This window comes from Mycolicibacter terrae (assembly GCF_010727125.1).
Classification (GTDB): Bacteria; Actinomycetota; Actinomycetes; order Mycobacteriales; family Mycobacteriaceae; genus Mycobacterium; species Mycobacterium terrae.
The window spans coordinates 1068533-1087707 of record NZ_AP022564.1; the positions used below are offsets into that span (position 1 = coordinate 1068533).

General features: G+C 68.9%; 19 protein-coding genes. 15 read left to right on the forward strand and 4 right to left on the reverse strand.

Annotation, left to right across the window (positions count from 1 at the left end):
- Positions 1-4: 4 nt before the first annotated feature.
- Positions 5-361, forward strand: coding sequence for an Rv1352/Rv1906c domain-containing protein (locus G6N23_RS05200; protein WP_085259111.1), 357 nt, complete (start codon positions 5-7; stop codon positions 359-361).
- A 14-nt stretch (positions 362-375) separates the two neighbouring features.
- Here G6N23_RS05200 and G6N23_RS05205 read toward each other — a convergent pair whose 3' ends face one another.
- Genes G6N23_RS05205 through cofD form a run of 3 tightly spaced genes read right to left on the reverse strand, consistent with a single transcriptional unit; the run spans position 376 to position 3241 of the window.
- Positions 376-909 carry an NUDIX hydrolase gene (locus G6N23_RS05205; protein WP_085259110.1) on the reverse strand — a complete coding sequence of 178 codons (534 nt, stop codon included), beginning with the start codon at positions 907-909 and terminating at the stop codon, positions 376-378.
- Positions 906-2255 carry a coenzyme F420-0:L-glutamate ligase gene (locus G6N23_RS05210; protein ID WP_085259109.1) on the reverse strand — a complete coding sequence of 450 codons (1350 nt, stop codon included), beginning with the start codon at positions 2253-2255 and terminating at the stop codon, positions 906-908. The genes G6N23_RS05205 and G6N23_RS05210 overlap by 4 nt, the downstream gene beginning before the upstream one ends.
- Positions 2252-3241, reverse strand: coding sequence for a 2-phospho-L-lactate transferase (gene cofD / locus G6N23_RS05215; RefSeq protein ID WP_085259108.1), 990 nt, complete (start codon positions 3239-3241; stop codon positions 2252-2254). The genes G6N23_RS05210 and cofD overlap by 4 nt, the downstream gene beginning before the upstream one ends.
- A gap of 373 nt (positions 3242-3614) precedes the next feature.
- Here cofD and G6N23_RS05220 point away from each other — a divergent pair, with 373 nt between their 5' ends.
- Positions 3615-3971 (forward strand): WhiB family transcriptional regulator, encoded by a 357-nt coding sequence (locus G6N23_RS05220; protein ID WP_272937783.1) that lies wholly within the window; start codon positions 3615-3617, stop codon positions 3969-3971.
- 27 nt (positions 3972-3998) lie between these two features.
- Here G6N23_RS05220 and G6N23_RS05225 read toward each other — a convergent pair whose 3' ends face one another.
- Positions 3999-4454: a metallopeptidase family protein gene (locus tag G6N23_RS05225; protein ID WP_085259106.1), complete on the reverse strand. Its 456-nt coding sequence runs from the start codon at positions 4452-4454 to the stop codon at positions 3999-4001.
- Between the two features lie 90 nt (positions 4455-4544).
- Here G6N23_RS05225 and G6N23_RS05230 point away from each other — a divergent pair, with 90 nt between their 5' ends.
- The 13 genes from G6N23_RS05230 to G6N23_RS05290 all read left to right on the forward strand — a co-directional run bounded on the left by G6N23_RS05230 (position 4545) and on the right by G6N23_RS05290 (position 19171).
- Positions 4545-4985 (forward strand): DUF3499 domain-containing protein, encoded by a 441-nt coding sequence (locus tag G6N23_RS05230; RefSeq protein ID WP_085259105.1) that lies wholly within the window; start codon positions 4545-4547, stop codon positions 4983-4985.
- 58 nt (positions 4986-5043) lie between these two features.
- On the forward strand, positions 5044-6456 hold the full coding sequence (locus G6N23_RS05235; protein WP_085259104.1) for a phosphomannomutase/phosphoglucomutase: 1413 nt from the start codon (positions 5044-5046) through the stop codon (positions 6454-6456).
- Positions 6453-7601, forward strand: coding sequence for a TobH protein (locus G6N23_RS05240; RefSeq protein ID WP_085259103.1), 1149 nt, complete (start codon positions 6453-6455; stop codon positions 7599-7601). Before G6N23_RS05235 ends, G6N23_RS05240 begins: the two co-directional genes overlap by 4 nt.
- Before the next feature lie 8 nt (positions 7602-7609).
- Positions 7610-8866, forward strand: a complete 1257-nt coding sequence (gene manA, locus G6N23_RS05245; protein WP_085259102.1) for a mannose-6-phosphate isomerase, class I — start codon at positions 7610-7612, stop codon at positions 8864-8866.
- Positions 8867-9808 carry a cation diffusion facilitator family transporter gene (locus G6N23_RS05250; RefSeq protein WP_085259101.1) on the forward strand — a complete coding sequence of 314 codons (942 nt, stop codon included), beginning with the start codon at positions 8867-8869 and terminating at the stop codon, positions 9806-9808.
- Positions 9805-10887: a type I-U CRISPR-associated protein Cas7 gene (locus tag G6N23_RS05255; protein WP_234808468.1), complete on the forward strand. Its 1083-nt coding sequence runs from the start codon at positions 9805-9807 to the stop codon at positions 10885-10887. Before G6N23_RS05250 ends, G6N23_RS05255 begins: the two co-directional genes overlap by 4 nt.
- A gap of 137 nt (positions 10888-11024) precedes the next feature.
- Positions 11025-13796 carry a helix-turn-helix transcriptional regulator gene (locus G6N23_RS05260; protein ID WP_085259099.1) on the forward strand — a complete coding sequence of 924 codons (2772 nt, stop codon included), beginning with the start codon at positions 11025-11027 and terminating at the stop codon, positions 13794-13796.
- Positions 13797-13944: 148 nt separating this feature from the next.
- Positions 13945-14316 (forward strand): cupin domain-containing protein, encoded by a 372-nt coding sequence (locus tag G6N23_RS05265; protein WP_085259098.1) that lies wholly within the window; start codon positions 13945-13947, stop codon positions 14314-14316.
- A 202-nt stretch (positions 14317-14518) separates the two neighbouring features.
- A complete protein-coding gene (locus tag G6N23_RS05270; protein ID WP_234808467.1) occupies positions 14519-15427 on the forward strand; it encodes an SAM-dependent methyltransferase in 909 nt (302 codons plus the stop codon).
- 76 nt (positions 15428-15503) lie between these two features.
- Complete coding sequence (locus G6N23_RS05275) at positions 15504-16115, forward strand: UbiX family flavin prenyltransferase (protein ID WP_085259096.1); 612 nt, start codon at positions 15504-15506, stop codon at positions 16113-16115.
- A complete protein-coding gene (locus G6N23_RS05280) occupies positions 16112-17710 on the forward strand; it encodes a UbiD family decarboxylase (protein ID WP_085259095.1) in 1599 nt (532 codons plus the stop codon). Before G6N23_RS05275 ends, G6N23_RS05280 begins: the two co-directional genes overlap by 4 nt.
- A gap of 37 nt (positions 17711-17747) precedes the next feature.
- Complete coding sequence (locus G6N23_RS05285) at positions 17748-18173, forward strand: tautomerase family protein (RefSeq protein ID WP_085259094.1); 426 nt, start codon at positions 17748-17750, stop codon at positions 18171-18173.
- Positions 18170-19171 carry an LLM class flavin-dependent oxidoreductase gene (locus G6N23_RS05290; protein WP_085259093.1) on the forward strand — a complete coding sequence of 334 codons (1002 nt, stop codon included), beginning with the start codon at positions 18170-18172 and terminating at the stop codon, positions 19169-19171. The genes G6N23_RS05285 and G6N23_RS05290 overlap by 4 nt, the downstream gene beginning before the upstream one ends.
- Positions 19172-19175 lie beyond the last annotated feature (4 nt).

Genomic DNA, 19175 nt, shown 5'->3' on the forward strand with positions numbered 1-19175 from the left:
AGCCATGTTCATCAGGGTCTTCGTCGCGTGCCTGGCCACAGTCGCCATGGCGACGCCGGCTGCCGCTGATCCGCTTGACCCGATTCCCGGCAACGGTGTCTTTCAGGTCGGCAGCGATATCGCACCGGGCCTGTACCACACCGGCGGGTCGGGTTCGGCCTTCGGCGTGTGGATCAACAACGTGCCGACGCAAGAGTCGATGTGTTCGTGGTTCACCTACAGCACACCCGATGCGGCCAAGGACCATGTGGTCCAGACGAACACGTCTATCGGTCCGATGTACGCGAACATTCCCGTCACGGTCAAGGCCTTCGAGTCGCAGAACTGTCAGCCCTGGACGCGGGTCACCGACTCCCCGTGAGACCGCGGGCCGGGCTACCCGACGGCCCGCGCCACCAGGTGCGCCAGGGCGTCGTCGGCGTCCGGCGGTAGCGCGTCCACCGGCCACCATCGCAGGTCGACTGATTCATCGCTGATGCCGATCTGCGCGCCGGCCGGGGCGTGCGCCACGAACTGCAGGTCCAGATGCCGGGTCGGCACCCCCAGCGAGCACGTCACCGGGTGCACGTGCACGGCCGCCAGCCGCGGGTCGAGCCGCAGCCCGTTGATACCGGATTCCTCGGTGGCCTCGCGCAGTGCGGCGTTGACGATGTCGGTGTCGGCGTCCTCGCAGTGCCCGCCCAGTTGCACCCAGCGCCCGACCCGCGGGTGCAGTGTCAGCAGCACCCGCTCACCGGTGTGGTCGAGCACCGCCGCCGAGGCGGTGATGTGCCCGGGTACGCATTCGCGCGCGCAGGCATCGGTACGGGCGGCCAGGAACGCCAGCACCGCGTGGCGGAGCGCGTCCTGTGCGGAATCCGGTGCCGCCCACGCCGTCAGCGTTGCGACCGCGGAGGCGTGCGTGCTCACCGGCGGACCAGCAGGTCGTCGACGGCGGCCGGCGGGCGGGGCTCGGGCGGCTCGATGGCGTAGCCGATCGCGATGGCGCCCAACGGCTCCCAGTCCGCCGGCAGGTCGAGTTCGGCGCGCACCAGCTCGGGAGTGAAGATCGTCGACCCGATCCAGCAACTGCCTACGCCGCGCACCGCCAGCGCCACCAGCAGCGCCTGAACGGCTGCGCCGACCGCCACGGTGAACATGGTGTGCTCGGCGGCGGTGCGATCCGGGTCGGGGTAGTCATGCGCCCCGTCGGGAACCATGACCGGGATGACGACTTCGGGTGCGTCGTAGAGGATCCGGCCGCGCGCCACCCGGGCCTCGATCGCCTCGGGGGACTTGCCGTCGCCGGCCAGGTCGGCACGCCAGCGCTGGGCCATCGCGTCCAGGAGCCGGGAGCGCACACTCGGGGTCTGCAACCAGACGAACCGCGTCGGCCGGGTGTGGTGCGGTGCCGGGGCGGTCAGGGCTTCGGATATGGCGTCGGTGATCGTCTCTGCCGGCACGGGTTCGCCCGCGAACACGCGCACCGAGCGGCGCAGCAGCTGGGCTTGGCGCCGCCCGGTCTCGATGGCCTCGGCGGTGCCCAGCCAGAACAGGTCCTCGGAACCGGAGCGCACCAGTGCGGCCGCGGTGGAACCGTCGTCGGGGCTGGACACGCCGCGCACCACCGCTACCGGAACATCGGTGAGCTTGCCCTTGACCAGGTCGGCAGCCGCGGCCAGTTCGTCGGCGACCGCCACTTCGGTGACGAACAACTCGTTGCCGTGCCGGTCGACGGCACCGGCGTAGCCGTTGAGGACCGTCAGGCCCGATGCCCCGATCGCGACATCGATCTGTCCGTTGCGCCAGGCGCGGCCCATCGTGTCGGTGATCAGCACCGCCACGTCGACACCGAGCCGGGTCGCCAGGCTGGTCCGCAGCGCGGCGGCACTTCCGTCGGGGTCGACCGGCAGCAGCGCGAGTTCGTCGGAGCCGACGTTGGAACCGTCCACGCCCGCGGCGGCCTGCACCAGGCCGAGCCGATTCTCGGTGATCCAGGTGCGGCCCTTACGGGCCAGTACGCGCACCGCCTCGGCCTCGACCAGCTGGCGGCGCAGTGCGTCTCGCGCCTCGGCGTCATGCGGCGCCGGAACGATACGGCCCTCGCACTTGGACACCACCTTGCTGGTGACCACCACGATGTCGCCGTCGGCCAGCCACGGTGCGGCCTGCGCCAGCGCGACCGCCAGGTCATCGCCGGGCCGGAATTCGCCCAGGCCGGTGACCGGCAGGATCTCGACCTTGGCGGCGCTGCCGTGTTCGCGCCGCCCCGTCATAGCGACACGCCCGCGAGATCCAGCCCGGTGCGCACCATCTCGGCCGTCGCAGCCGGATCGGTCATCAACAGCGGGGCGGAGCGCACCGTCACGCCGTCCACCTGCGCGTGCTCGCCCTCGTGCACCAGCCAGCAGTCCAGGATCCCGGTCCCGCTACGGGCCCCGTAGTGAGCGCCCACCGCCTGCGAGGTGGAATCCAGGCCGATCACGCTCAGGCAGGTGTCGGCCATGCCGCGCAATGGCTTTCCGGCGACGATCGGTGAGTAGCCGACGATCGAGGCCGGCGTCGATCGCAGGGCCGCCCGGATGCCGGGGACGGCGAGAATGGCGCCGATGCTCACTACCGGATTGGACGGGGCCAGCAGCACCACGTCGGCTTCGGCGATGGCCTCGACGACTTCCGCTGTCGCGCTCGCCTTCTCGCTGCCGACGAAGCCGAACCCGTGGGTGGGCACCTCGGCCCGGTAGCGCACCCACCACTCCTGGAAGTGGATCGCACGCTGAGAGTCGTCGGCGGGATCGGTGATGACGACATGGGTTTCGCAGCTGTCGTTGGTCACCGGCAACAGCCTGGCACCCGGTTGCCAGCGATCACACAGTGCCGCGGTCACTTCCGTCAGCGAATAGCCGGCGCGTAGCGCCTGGGTGCGGACCAGGTGAGTGGCCAGGTCGCGATCGCCGAGACCGAACCAGTCCGGCTGCACCCCGTAGCGGGCCAACTCCTCCATCGCGTGCCAGGTTTCGTCGCGGTGACCCCAGCCGCGCTCCGGGTCCACGCCGCCGCCCAGGGTGTACATGCAGGTGTCCAGGTCCGGGCAGATCCGCACCCCGTGCATCCACGCGTCGTCGCCGACGTTGACGACCGCGGTCAGTTCATGCGCGGCGCCGTCATCCGCACCCCCGAACCGGCCCAGACCCAGCAGCTTCTGGACGCCGAGCAGGAAACGGGCACCGCCGACCCCGCCGACCAGAACCGTGACCTTCACAGCGCACGACAGTACCTTTGGTGAGGATGCGGCCGGTGTGGCGGTGTGTTCCAGCGGCCGTGCAACGGCCCCGGTAAGACACGCCGAAACAGCGGTGTGGCCTACATGACAGGGACTCGCCGGTCTCGGACACGTCCGAAATCGGTCACGGGATGGTAAGGAATTTGGCCATTCGGCTTGACCGGACCAGCTAACCCGTGTCTAATCACATCAGTGTCATTTCCCGGTTGGCCAGCCGATTCCGGTGTCGCAGACCGAGATTCGATCACATGTTCGAATTGCTACGGACAACACCGCAATTGCGGGCGACATATCAGGATCGGGCGACCAGGTGAGGAGGCAGAGGATGTCCTATGAGCACCTTTGGGGCGTAATGGGGGGGACACCGCATGCCCAGGCCGAAATGACGCCAGCGCAGACCGAGTCGGCGCCGAGCCGGCCGCATCTGAGTCTGGTTCCCGAACCCGAGGATTACGACGAATTCGACCCGTTCGATCCCGCCTCGGCCACCAACGAGCAATGGCAGGACCGCGCCCTGTGCGCCCAGACCGACCCCGAGGCGTTCTTCCCGGAGAAGGGCGGCTCCACCCGCGAGGCCAAGAAGATCTGCACGCGGTGCTCGGTACGCACCGAGTGCCTGGAATACGCACTGGCCCACGACGAGCGGTTCGGTATCTGGGGTGGCCTGTCCGAGCGTGAGCGCCGCCGCCTCAAGCGCGGCATCATCTGAGAGTTTTCGCGTTACCGGTGCCCGGCGCTAGTCGTCGATCGTCGGATCGATGACGGTGGGTTCGACATCCAGGTAGGTGGCGACCTGGGCCACCAGAATTTCGTGCAATAAATCCCCGAGTTCGGTGCTGTCGTTCGCCCGTTGCTCGATCGGCTTGCGGAACAGCAGGATTCGCGCCCGCGTCGGGTTGCCCCGAACATCGACCCCGGCGGGAATCAAGCGTGCCAGCGGAATCGGCCCGTCGGCGACCACTTCCGGGGGCCACTGCACACTGTCGGGATCCCTGGCGGCGATGCGCGGAATCTCATCGACCGCGACGTCGAGCGCCGATAGCCGTTGTTTCCAGCGTTGTTCGATGGGCTCGTAGGCCTCCAGCACCGCCATGTCGAACCGCTCGGCACGGGTGCGCCAACCCGGCACGGTCGACGGCAGCAGCGGCCCGCGGGGCTCGCGGCCGCGCCAATGCCGACGCGTGGCGATCACGCAGACGATGGTAACGGTTGCGCATAGCGTGCCCGCCCGTTGCGCGTGTCCGGCGCCGCGGCAGTACGCGGCCACGATAGCCTCACGAGCGTGAACGTTCCCCGCCGCTGCTGTCGGCCAGGGTGTCCGCACTACGCGGTGGCGACGCTGACGTTCGTCTACTCGGACTCCACCGCCGTGGTCGGACCGCTGGCGACCGCCGCCGAGCCGCATTCGTGGGATCTGTGCTTCAACCACGCCGGCCGGATCACCGCCCCGCGCGGCTGGGAACTGGTCCGCCACCCCGGCCCCTGGGTCTCCCCCGAGGAGGACGACCTGATCGCCCTCGCCGAAGCGGTGCGCGAGGGCCAGACCGGGCAAGCCGCGCCCGCCAACGGGTGGTACCCGCAGGCCGGGCCGACGGATTCCGGTGCCCGCAGTGCACCGGCCACCGCCCCCGGCGGCGGCGTGCTGGCGCCGCCGGGTCCCAGCGGCAAGAGCAACGGCCGGCGCCGGGGTCACCTGCGTGTGTTGCCCGACCCGTCAGACTGATCGCGGGTTCCGGGCTAGGCTTGAGCGTCAAGAGTCCACTTCGTCAGGAGCCCTGTCCATGTCTCGGCCCGCTGCGGCTGTCCACCGTGTGATCAAGGCGTACGACGTACGTGGCCTGGTCGGTTCGGAGATCGATGAATCCCTGGTTACCGAGGTCGGAGCCGTCTTCGCCCGGCTGATGAGCGACGAGGGCGCCAGCCAGGTGGTGATCGGCCACGACATGCGGGAGAGTTCGCCACCGCTGTCGGCCGCGTTCGCCGAAGGAGTGGTCGCCCAGGGCCTCGACGTGATCCGGATCGGTCTGGCCTCGACCGACCAGCTCTATTTCGCGTCCGGCTCGCTGGACTGCCCGGGGGCGATGTTCACCGCCAGCCATAATCCGGCCGCCTACAACGGCATCAAGCTGTGCCGGGCGGGCGCCAAGCCCGTGGGCGCAGACACCGGCCTGGGCCGGATCCGCGACGAGCTGATCGCCGGCGTGGACGCCGTCGCCGGCCGGTCCGGGGAGCGCGGCAACATCACCGATCGCGACGTGCTGAGTGACTACGCGACGTTCCTGCACTCCCTGGTCGACATCAGCGGCTCGCGCCCGCTGCGCGTGGCCGTCGACGCCGGAAACGGCATGGCCGGCCACACCGCCCCGGCGGTGTTCGGCTCGATCGAGGCGATCACGCTGCTGCCGTTGTATTTCGAGTTGGACGGGAACTTTCCCAACCACGAGGCCAACCCGTTGGACCCGGCCAACCTCGTCGACCTGCAGGCCTTCGTCCGGGACAGCGGCGCTGATATCGGGCTGGCCTTCGACGGCGATGCCGACCGGTGCTTCGTCGTCGACGAGCGCGGTGAGCCGGTGTCCCCGTCGGCGGTGACCGGCCTGGTCGCCGCCCGCGAACTGGCCCGCGAGCCCGGCGCGTCGGTGATCCACAACCTGATCACCTCCCGGGCGGTGGCCGAACTGGTGGCAGAGCGCGGCGGCACGCCGTTGCGGTCGCGGGTCGGGCACTCCTACATCAAGGGGCTGATGGCCGAGACCGGCGCCATCTTCGGCGGGGAGCACTCGGCGCACTACTACTTCCGGGACTTCTGGGGCGCCGACTCGGGCATGCTGGCCGCCCTGCACGTGCTGGCCGCACTCGGTGAACAGCGGCGGCCGCTGTCCGAGCTGACCGCCGACTACCAGCGGTACGCGGCATCCGGCGAGATCAACTACACCCTGGCGGAGGGCGGCGACGCCAATGCTTACGCCGACGCGGTGGTCGCCTCGTTCGGCGACCAGGTCTCCGTCGACCGCCTGGACGGGGTGACCGTCGACCTGGGTGGAGGCAGCTGGTTCAACCTGCGCAGCTCCAACACCGAACCGCTGCTGCGGCTCAACGTGGAGGCGCCCGACGCCGCCGCGGTCGACGCCGTGGTGGCCAGGGTCGCCGAGCAGATCGAGGCCGTCAACACCGCCGAGAAGTCACGGTCGTGAACGCGTTCTCCGGATCCTTTTCTTCCACCGTCGATCTCGACGACACCGAGGCAGTGCTGGCCGCCGACCATGACGGGGCGTTGCGGGCCGCCTCGATGGCCGGGGCTCAGGTGCGCGCCACCGCCGCCGCGGTCGCCGAGGGCGCCCTGGACACGGTGCGCAGCGACAGCCGGGACTATCCGCCGCGCACACTGATCTGGGTGGCTACCCGTGGAACGGCGGCGACGGCGGGAAGCCTGTTGTCCGCGGCCCGCGGGGATTCGGCTCGCGAACCGCTGGTGCCGGCCGCCGAGGCCCCGGCGTGGATCGGGTCACTGGACGTGCTGGTCGTCGCCGGCGACGACCCGGGGGATCCGGCGCTGGTCGCCGCGGCCGCGGCCGGGGTGCGGCGCGGGGCGCGGGTGGTGGTGGCCGCTCCCTACGAGGGCCCGCTGCGCGATGCCACCGCCGGGCGGGCCGCGGTGCTGGAGCCGCGGATCGGTGTGCCGGACGAGTTCGGCCTGCCGCGCTACCTGGCTGCCGGGCTGGCCGTGCTCGACGCCGTGGACGCCGGGCCCGCCGGTCCGCAGACCGACCTGGGCGCGCTGGCCGACGAACTGGACGCCGAGGCGCTGCGCAACAGCGCCGGTCGCGAGCTCTTCACCAACCCGGCGAAGATGCTGGCGGACCGCATCGCTGGCCGCGACGTGGCGCTGGCCGGTGACTGCCCGGCGACGCTGGCGCTGGCCCGGCACGGTTCGGTGGCGATGCTGCGGATCGGGCGGACGACGGTGGCGGCGACCGGGCTGGCCGATGCGGTGAGCGCGCTGCGGGCCCGGGCCGCTGAAGGCGCCGCGGGATCGGCCGATATTTTTCACGATGAACAGATCGACGGCCCGGTCGGTGACCGGCTGCGGGTGCTGGCCCTGGCGCTGGCCGCCGACCGTACCGTGGTGGCCGCCCGGATCAGCGGTCTGACCGATGTCGACCTGATCGGCGCGGGGGATGTACCGCTGACACCGGGGGCGCCCGAGGAGTCCGCGGGGCCGGCGGAGCCGTCGGGGGTGCCGGTCCAGGCCGGTGCGGGCCCGGCCGAACAACAGCTTGCGGTGTTGGCTGTGCGGTTGGAGATGGCCGCCGCCTATGTGCGACTTTTGCGGGGTTGACGAGAACAGTGGAACCACTACGCGGCGCGATACGGACCTACGCCTGGGGCTCGAGGACCGCGATCGCCGAGTTCACCGGGCGGCCGGTCCCGGCGGCGCACCCGGAAGCCGAGCTGTGGCTGGGCGCGCACCCCGGTGACCCGGCCTGGCTGGAGACTCCCGACGGCGAGGTGTCGCTGCTGGAGGTCTTGACCGCCGACTGGGAGGGTCAGCTCGGCCCGGTGGCTCATGCCCGCTTCGGTGACCGACTGCCGTTCCTGGTCAAGGTGCTGGCCGCCGACGAGCCGCTGTCCCTGCAGGCCCACCCCAGCACCATGCAGGCCATCGAGGGCTACGAACGTGAGGAACGCCTCGGGGTTCCGGTGTCCTCGCCGATCCGCAACTACCGCGACACCAGCCACAAACCCGAACTGCTGGTGGCCCTGCAGCCGTTCGAAGCGCTGGCCGGCTTCCGGCCCGCGGCGCGCACCACGGAGCTGTTGCGGGCGCTGGCGGTGTCGGACCTCGACCCGTTCATCGATCTGCTCGGTGGCTCTCCCGACGGTGGCCCTACAGAAGTCGACCAGTCCGACGCCGACGGCCTGCGGGCACTGTTCACCACCTGGATCACCGCGCCGCAGCCCGATCTCGACGTTCTGGTGCCGGCGGTCCTCGAGGGCGCCATTCAATACCTCAGTTCCGACGCCGGCGAATTCGCCGCGGAGGCCAAGACGGTGCTCGAACTCGGCGAGCGCTACCCGGGCGACGCCGGTGTGCTGGCCGCGCTGTTGCTCAACCGGGTCAGCCTGGCCCCGGGTGAGGCGATCTTCCTGGCGGCCGGCAACCTGCACACCTACCTTCAGGGTGTCGGCCTGGAGGTGATGGCCAACTCGGACAACGTGCTTCGCGGCGGTCTGACGCCCAAGCACGTCGACGTGCCCGAACTGCTGCGGGTGCTGGACTTCACACCCACGACCGAGGAGGCGCTGCGGCCGGCGGTGCACACCGAGGGGCCGGAGGTGATCTACCAGACCCCGGCCGAGGAGTTCGCGGTGTCACGGCTGACACTGGACGGCGCCTACCTCGGCCACGAGGTGGACGCCCCGGCGCACCATGACGGACCGCAGATCCTGCTGTGCACCGAGGGCGCGGTCACGGTGCACGCCAAGTCGGGGACGTTGACGCTGCACCGGGGCGAGTCGGCCTGGGTGCCCAGCGACGACGGACCGATCCGGCTACTGGCCCAGCAGAATTCGGCACTGTTCCGGGCGACGATAGGCCTGTGAGTGTCCTCGTCCGGTAGTACCAGGGCGATCATCGCGGCGCTGGCCGCCAATGCCGGGATCGCGGTGGCGAAGTTCGTCGGATACGCGATCACCGGCAGCGCGGCCATGCTCGCCGAAGCGGTGCACTCGGTGGTCGACACCTCCAACCAGGCGCTGCTGCTGTTCGGCCAGCGGGCCGCTGCCAAGGCGCCGGATGCGTTGCATCCGTTCGGGTACGGGCGCAGTCGCTACTTCTGGTCATTTGTGGTGGCGCTGGTGCTGTTCAGCCTGGGCTCGATGTTCGCGATGTTCGAGGGCTACGAAAAGGTCCGCCACCCCGTCGAGTTGAGCTCGCCGGTGGTCGCAGTGACGATTCTTGTCGTGGCGATCCTGTTGGAGGCCTTCAGCTTTCGCACCGCGGTGCGCGAGTCGCGCCCGCTCAAAGGCGATGGCAGCTGGTTGCGGTTCCTGCGCACTTCGCGCAACCCGGAGCTTCCGGTGGTGTTGCTGGAGGACACCGGCGCGCTGATCGGCCTGTTGCTGGCGCTGGCGGGGGTGGGCCTGAGCATGCTCACCGACAACCCGGTCTGGGACGGCGTGGCAACCTTGGGCATCGGCGCGCTGCTGGGGGTGATAGCGGTGTTCCTGATGGTCGAGATGCACAGTCTGCTGATCGGTGAGGGCGCCACCGTCGCCGAGGACCGGGCCATCCGGGCGGCGCTGGAAGGGACCGCCAACGTCACCCGGCTGATCCACATCCGCACCCAGTACCTGGGTCCCGACGAGATGCTGGTGGGGGCCAAGATCGCGGTGGTTCCCCGGCTGGACCTGTCCGCAATCGCGGCCACCATCGATGCCGCCGAAGCCAATATCCGCGCTGCCGTGCCCGCAGCCCGGGTCATCTATCTCGAACCTGACCTGGACCGCACGCCTGTGCCAGACTCGCTGGAGCAGAAAGGTTGACCGTTTTGTCCAGCTTCTCCTACCAACAGCTGACCGCCGCCTGCCAGGCCGGCGGTGCCAGCACCCTGAGCGTGGCCACCGAGTTGGCCCCGGCGGGCGGGCCCCACGCGGCGATCGCCCCGGCCCACCGCCCCGGACGCGGGCCGTCGGCCATCGCCCACGAGATCCGTCTGATCGACGGCAATCCCACGCCGACGGTGGTCGTCGACGACAATCAGAGCCAGATTCAGCGCGTCGAAGCCGCGATCCTGCAAGCTATCCGCGATCAGCACCCGTTGCTGAGCCGGGTGCCGCACCTACAGGTGTCCTATGAGGGCGGCCGGTCGGTTTACACCGATCTTGAACTGCCGCAACGGATCTTCGATGGTCATTTCCTGACCGGCTCGATCGACGCCCTTCCGGCGATCGCCCACCCGGTCTACCGGGCCGCTCGTGAGAGTAACCCGGAAAATGCCCGCCCGGTATTGGAATTAAGCCCTGGCAGCCTGGTTTTCGGTGCGATCGACGCCGCCCGCGGCACCGGCCAGAGCCGCTTTCGCGGCGTGTTGTCCGGTGAGATCATCGGCGTGCTCGTCGAGGGTGCGCCGACTGATTCGCGCGCCGGCGCCGACAGCGTCTGCTGCAGCCGCATCATTCGCACCCAGGTGCTCAGTTTCGCCGCGCTGCGGCAACTGCGGTTCGACTGCGGGCCCGCCGGCGACGAGGCGTGCCGGGCATTGTTGGGCGCCTACGCGCTGGCCGGGCTGGCGCGCTCGAACGCCGAGTTGAGCATCCGGGCCAATTGCGACCTGGTCGAGACCGGCCCGACGACGTTGAAGCTCGACGCCCGCGACGGCGAATTCATCGAGCTGGCGGCGCTGTCGATCGAGCAGGCCGACGAACTGCTGGAGCGCGCGCTGATCGAGGCCTACCGGGAGGCCGACATCACCTGGCGCGGCCAGGTGCTGCACGTCACCGGAAATGCCGGGGCCTACGCCGCCGCCCAGAACGGGGGAGTAGAACAGGCGCCGGTCGCCTACGAGCCGCGGCGCTTCCGGCTGCCGCACTTCATTGAGGCTCGGCGGACCACCGCGCACTGAGCCGGCGACCGGCGCGCATCAACGGACTGGCCATTGGCCGATGCGAGCGCGAGTCGAGGCGCGGCACGCTGATGCGGCGCCGGTACCGGCACGGATTTCCCGGGCGCTGCTGTGGGCGGGCGTTATAACGTCATGGGGTGTCGGTACCGCTGCAGGGCGGCGTCCCGGACTTGACGGGCCGCGCCGCGGAACGCCACGTGCTCGACCAGCTTCTGGAGGCGTTGCGGGCGGGCCGCAGCCGCGCCCTGGTGATCCACGGTGAGGCCGGTATCGGTAAGACGGCCCTGCTGCACTACGTCGCCGCGCGAGCGACCGGTATCCGGGTGCTTCGGGCAGCAGGTGTCGAGTCGGAGATGGAACTGGCCTACGCCGGAGTGCACCAGCTATGTATCCCCTTCCTCGATCGGCTCGATCACCTTCCTGCGCCGCAACGCCAGGCCATGCAGATCGCCTTCGGTCTCAGCTCCGGCCCGCCCCCTGACGAGTTCGTGTTCGGCCTCGCCTTGCTGAGCCTGCTGTCGCACCTGGCCGAGGAACGACCGCTCATCTGTCTGGTGGACGATCAGCAGTGGCTGGACCGAGCCTCGGCGACGTCGCTGGCGTTCGTCGCCCGCAGGCTCGGCGAGGAATCGGTCGGGATGGTCTTCGCGACTCGGGAACGGCGGATCGAGGTCGCGGGCCTGCCGGATCTTCCCGTTGCCGAACTCGCAGAGGCCGACGCGCGCCGTCTGCTCGACGGGGTGCTCACCGGACCGCTCGATGAACGCGTCCGCGACCAGATCGTCGCCGAATCGCGCGGGAATCCGCTTGCCTTGCTGGAGTTTCCGCGCGCAGTGCCGACGGCCGCGTTGATCGGCGGCTTCGCGCTGCCTCGTGCGGGGTCGCTCACCGGTGCACTGGAGGAAACGTTTCGTCTCCGCTATTCGGCCCTTCGCCCGGACACCCGGAAGCTGCTGCTGGTCGCGGCCACCGATCCCACCGGCGATGCCGCGCTGGTGTGGCGGGCCGCCCAGGCCCTCGGTATCGACGACGGCGCCGCGGTGGATGCCGCCGATGCGGGCCTGGCGGAGATCGGCACCCGGGTGCGGTTCCGGCACCCACTGGTGCGTTCGGCGACGTACTGGTCGGCGCCGGTAGCCGAGCGGCAGTCGGTGCACCGCGCGCTCGGGGAGGCGACCGACGCGACGCATGACCCGGACAGGCGCATCTGGCACTTCGCCCAAGCCGCCGCCGGGCCGGACGCGGATCTGGCCGATGAGCTGGAATCTGCCGCCGACCAGGCCCTCAGGCGTGGTGGGCTGGTGGCCGCGGCGGCGTTCCTGGAGCGGTCGGCACTGCTGACGCTCGACGCCTCCCGGCGCGGGGAACGCGCCCTGAAGGCCGCGCAGGTCAGCGTGCAGGCTGGGCGGCTCGACGCGGCGACCGTCCTGCTGACCACCGCCGAATCCGAGCCGGTTGACCAGCTTCGGCGCGCGCAGATAGACCTGCTCCGCGCTCAGCTCGCATTCGCGACCAGCCGGGGCGGGGAGGCACCGTTACTGCTGTTGCGGGCCGCGCGGCGGTTCGAGTCCATCGATCCGCAACTGGCCAGGGAGACCTACCTGGAAGGCATCTCCGCCGCCGCGTTCGCCGGGCGGCTCGCAAGCCCGGGCGGAGATGTCCTCGATTTGTCCCGTGCCGCCATGTCGGCTCCGGCCCCCCGGGGAGCTTCGCGAGCGACCGATCACCTGTTGGAGGGGATGGTCACGAACATCGTCGACGGATACCCATCGGCCGTACCTCACCTTCGCGCGGCGCTGGCCGGCCTTCCCGGCGGAATGTCGGCCGCCGAGGAGCTGCGGTGGATGTGGCTGCTCAACGAGGCCGCATTGCACCTGTGGGACGACGAACGCTGGAACGCGCTGTCGGAGCGCTACCTTCGCCTGGCACGTGGCGTCGGTGCGCTCATGGAGCTGCCCCTGGCGTTGAGCACCCGAGCCATCATGCTGGTGTTCACCGGTGACTTGTCCGCCGCGAGTGCACTCATCGCCGAGCAGACAGCGGCCACCGAGGCCACCGGTATCAATCTGGGTCCCTACGCCGCCGCGCACATCGCCGCGATACGCGGCCGATACGCGGAGACAACGGATTTGGTCGACACAATCCTCGCGACGGTGCCCCTGCGCGGGGAGGGCATCGGCATGGCGATCGCCGAGTGGACGAAGGCCCTGTTGTTGAACGGCACGGGCGACTATCCGGAGGCGATGGCCGCGGCGCAGCGCTCCCTGCACCATCAGAAGTTCCCCGATCTGCATTATCCTGGGATTGCGAACTGGGCCGTGCCGGAGCTGATCGAAGCCGCCGTCCGCACCGGAATAACCGACACGGCAACCGAAGCCAGCGAGTGGATGACCGTGATGACCGCTGCCAGCGGCACCAACTGGGCGCTGGGCGTGGGTGCCCGCTCGCGGGCGCTGCTGGCGCAGGGCGACGAGGCCGAGCATCTCTACAGCGAGGCGATCGGACGTCTGGAGGCGAGCCGGGTGCGGACCGACCTGGCCCGCGCGCGCCTCCTCTATGGCGAATGGCTTCGGCGGGAGCGGCGCCGCGTGGATGCCCGCGAACAACTGCGCACCGCGCACGACATGCTGGAGTCGATGGGCATGTCGGCGTTCGCCGACCGCGCATGGCGGGAGCTTGCGGCGACGGGCGAAACCGCCCGCAAGCGCTCGGCGCCGAGTCGCACCGTCGAACTCACCGCTCAGGAGATCCAGATCGCCCGGCTGGCCCGCGGCGGGCTCTCCAATCCCGAGATCGGTACCCGGCTCTTCATCAGCGCCAAGACCGTTCAGTACCACCTGCGCAAGGTATTCATCAAGCTCGACATCACCTCCCGGGGCCAGCTCGAGTACGTCCTGCCCCCGGCCTGAGCTCGGCGATGGTGACTGGCCACCGGCCGATGCGAAATACGTCGTGGCCGGCGGAACATCACAGATATCGGCCGGGCTGGGCCGGAGAAATTCCGTGCCGGGCGGTGAATCAGCAGCAGCCACCGCTGGGCCTACGAGGGGAGGGGCAATGAGTGACCGTGACACCGCCATGGCGAATGTGATCGCGCTGGAGGACATCGTGTGGCAGCGCACTGCCTTGGGCGAAAAGTTCTGGATCAGTGACGAACTGGTGGGCGCCGAGTACTCGACCCTGTTCAGTGCCCAATTGACCAAATTCGGACCGGGCGGTGGGTCATCACCGCATCGCCACGATTACAACCACGCGTTCTACTTCCTGACCGGAAGCTGCCGTGTCCGGATCGGCGATCAGAGCTGGCAGACCGCACCGGGTTCGTTCGTCAAGATCCCCGCGAACCAGGAGCACAGCCTGACCAACACCGGCGGAGAGGACCTGATTTTCCTGGTCATCTACGATCCACCGCACGTTGCGACCGACTAGGGCCGTGGCCAGAGCAGTTCGGGGCGACCAGCGTCGTCGACCGCTGCCGTCGGCTGGCGCAGGTTGTGGGAGATCTGTCGCATCCAGCCCATCCCCGCGCCGGCCAAACGCGCGAAGCTCGATCGGTGATCGCTTCCACAGCTCCCGGTCCGACGGTTCACGTCGCCGCAATGTCTCACGAGATCCGCAGGCAGGCATGACGATGAATCGCAGCGACAACGACACCTGGGATCTGGCCAGTAGCGTCGGCGCCACGGCGACCATGGTCGCCGCGGCCAGGGCGGCGGCCAGCAGACGACCAGATCCGATCGTCAGCGACGAGTTCGCCGAACCGTTGGTCCGCGCTGCCGGTGTCGAGCTGTTCGCGCGACTGGCAAGCGGCGAGCTGGAGTACGCCGATATCGGATCCTCGTGGATGCCGGACTACTTCGGGGCTCGCACCCGGTTCTTCGACGCCTTCTTCCCCGCTGCGTCCAGCGCCGGCATACGGCAGGCGGTGATCGTGGGATCCGGCCTGGATTCACGGGCGTACCGATTGGAGTGGGCATCGGGCACGGTCGTCTACGAGATCGACCAGCCCGAGGTGATCGCGTTCAAGAACGTGACGCTGGGTCGCCTGGGTGCCGACCCGAAGACCGAGGTGCGCCCGGTCGGCATCGATCTGCGTCAGGACTGGCCCGCGGCGTTGCGCGCGGCAGGCTTCGACCCGGCTGAGCCCGCCGCCTGGTTGGCCGAGGGGCTGATGATCGGATACCTTCCCGGCGATGCCCAGGACCGCATGCTGGAGCAGATCACCGCGTTGAGCGCACCGGGCAGCCGGCTGGCCGCCGACTACCTGCGTAGCGACTCCACCTCGGTGGGATCGATGATCTTGCGCACCGCCGAAGACTGGAGGCTCCGCGGTTACGCCGTCGACTTCGGCGACCTCACCTACGCCCATGCCCCCGGTGACGTCGAATCCTCGCTGCAGGCTCGTGGATGGCAGACCGTCAGCTACCGGCTCACCGATCTGCTCGCCGCGGCCACAGTTCCCGCCGGAGATATGGACACCGGTCCCGGCGGGCAGGGTGCCATCGACTACCTCACCGCCACCCGCCGGCGATCGCAATGACTGGCCACCGGCGGATGCGAGCCCTGTTTGGTGTGCAACACGCTGGTCAGCAGCGGACAGGGAGAGGAGGTCGATGATGCGCTTGGTAGTTGCGATGACCGGGGCGACCGGTGCGGTGCTGGGCATTCGTCTGTTGGAGGTATTGGGGCAGCTTGGTGTCGAGACGCATCTGGTGCTCAGTGAGTGGGCGCGGGCGACGATCAAGATCGAAACCGATTTCAGTGTTCAGCAGGTCCGAGATCTTGCTACCCAGGCCTACAGTGCTCGTGATCTCGCGGCGGCTGTTTCCAGTGGCTCGTTTGGCACCGATGGGATGGTCGTGTGTCCGTGCAGCATGAAGACGTTGAGTGCGATCCGGATCGGCTTCAGCGACAATTTGATCACCCGGGCAGCCGATGTGACGCTCAAGGAGCACCGCAAGCTGGTCCTGGTGGCCCGCGAGGCGCCGCTGAGCGAGATCCATTTGGACAACATGCATTACCTGGCCCGAGCCGGTGCGGTGATCTTTCCCCCGACGGTGGCCTATTACTCCCGACCGCGCTCGGTCCAGGAGGTGACCGACCATGTGGTCGGCCGGGTCGTCGATCAGCTCGGGATCGAACATTCGCTGATCAACCGGTGGAAAGGCGCGCGGCATCCGAGCAGCACCGGCGAAGCCGACTTGGCGATTGTGAGGGCCACGAAATGACCACCACCACACACCCCACCGCCACCGGGTCTGACAGCGGGTCGATCGAGCAGTACCCGGGTCCCGATCTGCGCAGTTGGCTGGCCACCCTGGAGGCCGCCGGGCAGTTGAGTCGTATCAGCGTCCCGGTGGACTGGGATGAGGAGATCGGGGCGATCACCCGCGCGAACCTGTGCCTGGGCGGGCCGGCGTTGCTGTTCGAAAACATCATCGGCCATGAGAACACTTGGTGCACCAAGCTGTTGACGTCAGCGATCGGCAGCCGACGCCAGGTCCAGTTGATGCTGGGCCTGCCCGAGGACACCGGTGATTCGGCGATCGTGGCGCACCTTCGCGAGGCCTTCAAGAATCCCCTCGCGCCGCGCATCGTCGAGACCGGCCCGGTCCAGCGCAACGTCATCGACGGCGCCGACATCGACTTGAACGAGTTGCCGGTCCCCAAATGGCACGCCGAGGACGGCGGCCGCTATCTCGACACCTTCTGCGGTGTCATCACCCAGGACAAAGTGACCGGCCGTGACAACATCGGCCTGTACCGGGGCATGATCGTCGACCGCGACAAGATCGCCAAACTGCTGGTCCCCAGCCAAGGTTGGGGCGGGCACATGGCCGAGTACAAACCGGAGCCGATGCCGGTTGCCATCGTGTACGGATGGCACGATGTGCTGCCGTTCTGCGCCGGCAGCCCATTCCCGAAGAACATCTGCGAATGGGACATGATGGGTGCCCTGCTGGGCCGCCCGGTCGACCTGGTGGCCTGCAAGACCGTGCCACTGCATGTGCCGGCGACCGCCGAGATCGTCGTCGAGGGGTTCATCGACCCCGACCCGGCGAGCTTTGCCATGGAGGGCCCGTTCGCCGAATACCCCGGCTTCATCGGCGACGCCGCGCCGGCACCGGTGCTGCGTGTCACCCGTATCACCCACCGCGATGATCCGGTGCTGCGCGGCACCCTGGAGGGAATCCGCCCGGGGGTGCTCAACGAGGACAGCATCGTCAACTTCGCCCGCTCGGCCATCACCTGGAATGTCCTCGACGATCTGGGCATCGGCGGCATCACCGACCTGTGGATGAGCGAGGTCACCAACGGCCAGAACACCGTGGTGCAGATCCAGAAACGCTACCGCGGCCACGCCCAACAGATCGCCTCGGCGCTGTGGGGCACCGGGGGCTCGATGTGGTTTCACAAAAACGTCGTCGTCGTCGAGGAAGACATCGACATCCACGACCCCGTCGCCCTGGACTGGGCACTGTCCTACCGGGTCAATGCCGGCCGTGGTGATATCGCCTTCTTCGGGCCGGGCCTGGGATCCTCACTGGACCCCTCGACCCCACCAGAACGCAACGACACCAACAAATACGGCACCGGCGAATGGACCCGAGTGCTCATCGACGCCACCCGCAGCTGGGACATCGACCCGAGACCGGCATGGGGAGGTCGCCGGTTCCCACCCACCGACCGGCTCAGCCCCGAACTGGAAGCCCGAATCGCCGCCCGCTGGACCGAATACGGCATCGGCATCCCCTACCTCGACGACCAGGGCCGCCAACGACTCACCCTGCAACAACTCAGCGAACGCTTTCCACAGGTCTAGGCGACTTCCACCGGCACCCTTCCGATCGGAGAACACCATGCCCGTCTACCGGTGCTTCAGCCCCGCAGGTCTGTTGAGCAAGTCAACGAAAACCAGTGTTGCCGAAGGGATCACCGACATTCACACGCGCACGACCGGGGCGCCCGGGCTCTACGTCAACGTGCTGTTCCACGAGATCCCGGACGGTGACTGCTTCGTTGCGGGCAAGCCGGCCGCCTACTCCTACATCTTCGGTCTCATCCGCCACGGACGTGACCTGCCGAAACGGCAGGCGATGCTGGGTGAACTCTCCAGGATGTGGGCACAGGCCACCGGGCAGTCGGAGGCCGAGATCCTGGTTGTGCTGACCGAGGCAGATCCCGCGAATGCGATGGAGGCCGGGGCGATCCTGCCCGAGCCCGGGGAGGAAGAACAGTGGTTGGAAGCCAACCGCGCCGCCCTGGTCGGAGGAACCTCGACGTGACCGATATCGATCTGAGCGTCGCGATACCACCGTCGTTCGAGTCGGCACGGCATTTCGCGACGGCGGAGAAACTGGGCTATCGCCGGGCTTACCTCTACGACACGCCCTTCGAAGGCGGCGATGTCTGGCTGGACTTGTACCGTGCCGCCGAGTCGACCACGACGATCGAGTTGGGTCCCGCGGTCCTGATCCCGACGCTTCGCCACCCCTTGGTAAACGCCGCTCAGACCGTGTCGCTGTGTCGACAGGCTCCAGGCCGCATCGTCAGTGCCTTCGGTACCGGGTTCTCCAGCCGGGCCGCCATGGGCCAACCGCCGATCCGGTGGGCCTACATGGAGTCCTACATCCGGGCCTACCAGGCGCTGCTGGCCGGCGAGACCGTCGAGTGGGAAGGCGTAGCCATCAAGCTGATGCTCACCGCCGCGGATGCGGACATGCTGCCGCTGCGAATCCCGTTACTGCTGGCCGCGACCGGCCCCAAGGGTGCCGGCGTCGCGAAGCGCCTCGGTGCCGACGGGCTTATCTCGATGTTCGATGTCGTTCCCGCGCAACGCGATTTCCCGCGTGCGGTGGTCGCGACGATGGGCACGGTCATCGACGACGACGAAGACCCCGCCGGTGAGCGGGTTCGCGCGGCCTGCGGGCCTTCCTGGGCGGCGGCGTATCACTACACCTATACCGTCCGCGGCGCCGAGACGGTACGCGAGATGCCGGGCGGCCCCGCCTGGCTCGACGTGATCGAGAACGCCCCGCATTCCCTGCGGCACCTACAGATCCACCAGGGCCACATGATGGAGATGAACGACGCCGACCTGGCGGCCTGGCGCGCCGGGGGTCACGCCTCGGTTGCGTCGGTCACGCTCACCGGGAACGCCGCCACGGTCCGTTCCGCCGTCACCGCTCTGGCCCGAGCCGGTGCCACCGAGATCATGTACGAGCCGTCGGGGCCGGACATCGACCGCGAGCTCGAAACCTTTCTCGCCGCCGTCCGCGGTTGATCGG

Bases quoted from the DNA above. Each gene is read 5' to 3' on its own strand.
- G6N23_RS05265 (WP_085259098.1), top strand. From the start codon at position 13,945: ATGAGTGACCGTGACACCGCCATGGCGAATGTGATCGCGCTGGAGGAC.
- G6N23_RS05235 (WP_085259104.1), top strand. From the start codon at position 5,044: ATGTCTCGGCCCGCTGCGGCTGTCCACCGTGTGATCAAGGCGTACGAC.
- G6N23_RS05275 (WP_085259096.1), top strand. From the start codon at position 15,504: ATGCGCTTGGTAGTTGCGATGACCGGGGCGACCGGTGCGGTGCTGGGC.
- G6N23_RS05280 (WP_085259095.1), top strand. From the start codon at position 16,112: ATGACCACCACCACACACCCCACCGCCACCGGGTCTGACAGCGGGTCG.
- G6N23_RS05210 (WP_085259109.1), bottom strand. From the start codon at position 2,255: ATGACGGGGCGGCGCGAACACGGCAGCGCCGCCAAGGTCGAGATCCTG.
- G6N23_RS05200 (WP_085259111.1), top strand. From the start codon at position 5: ATGTTCATCAGGGTCTTCGTCGCGTGCCTGGCCACAGTCGCCATGGCG.
- G6N23_RS05285 (WP_085259094.1), top strand. From the start codon at position 17,748: ATGCCCGTCTACCGGTGCTTCAGCCCCGCAGGTCTGTTGAGCAAGTCA.
- G6N23_RS05220 (WP_272937783.1), top strand. From the start codon at position 3,615: ATGGGGGGGACACCGCATGCCCAGGCCGAAATGACGCCAGCGCAGACC.
- G6N23_RS05270 (WP_234808467.1), top strand. From the start codon at position 14,519: ATGAATCGCAGCGACAACGACACCTGGGATCTGGCCAGTAGCGTCGGC.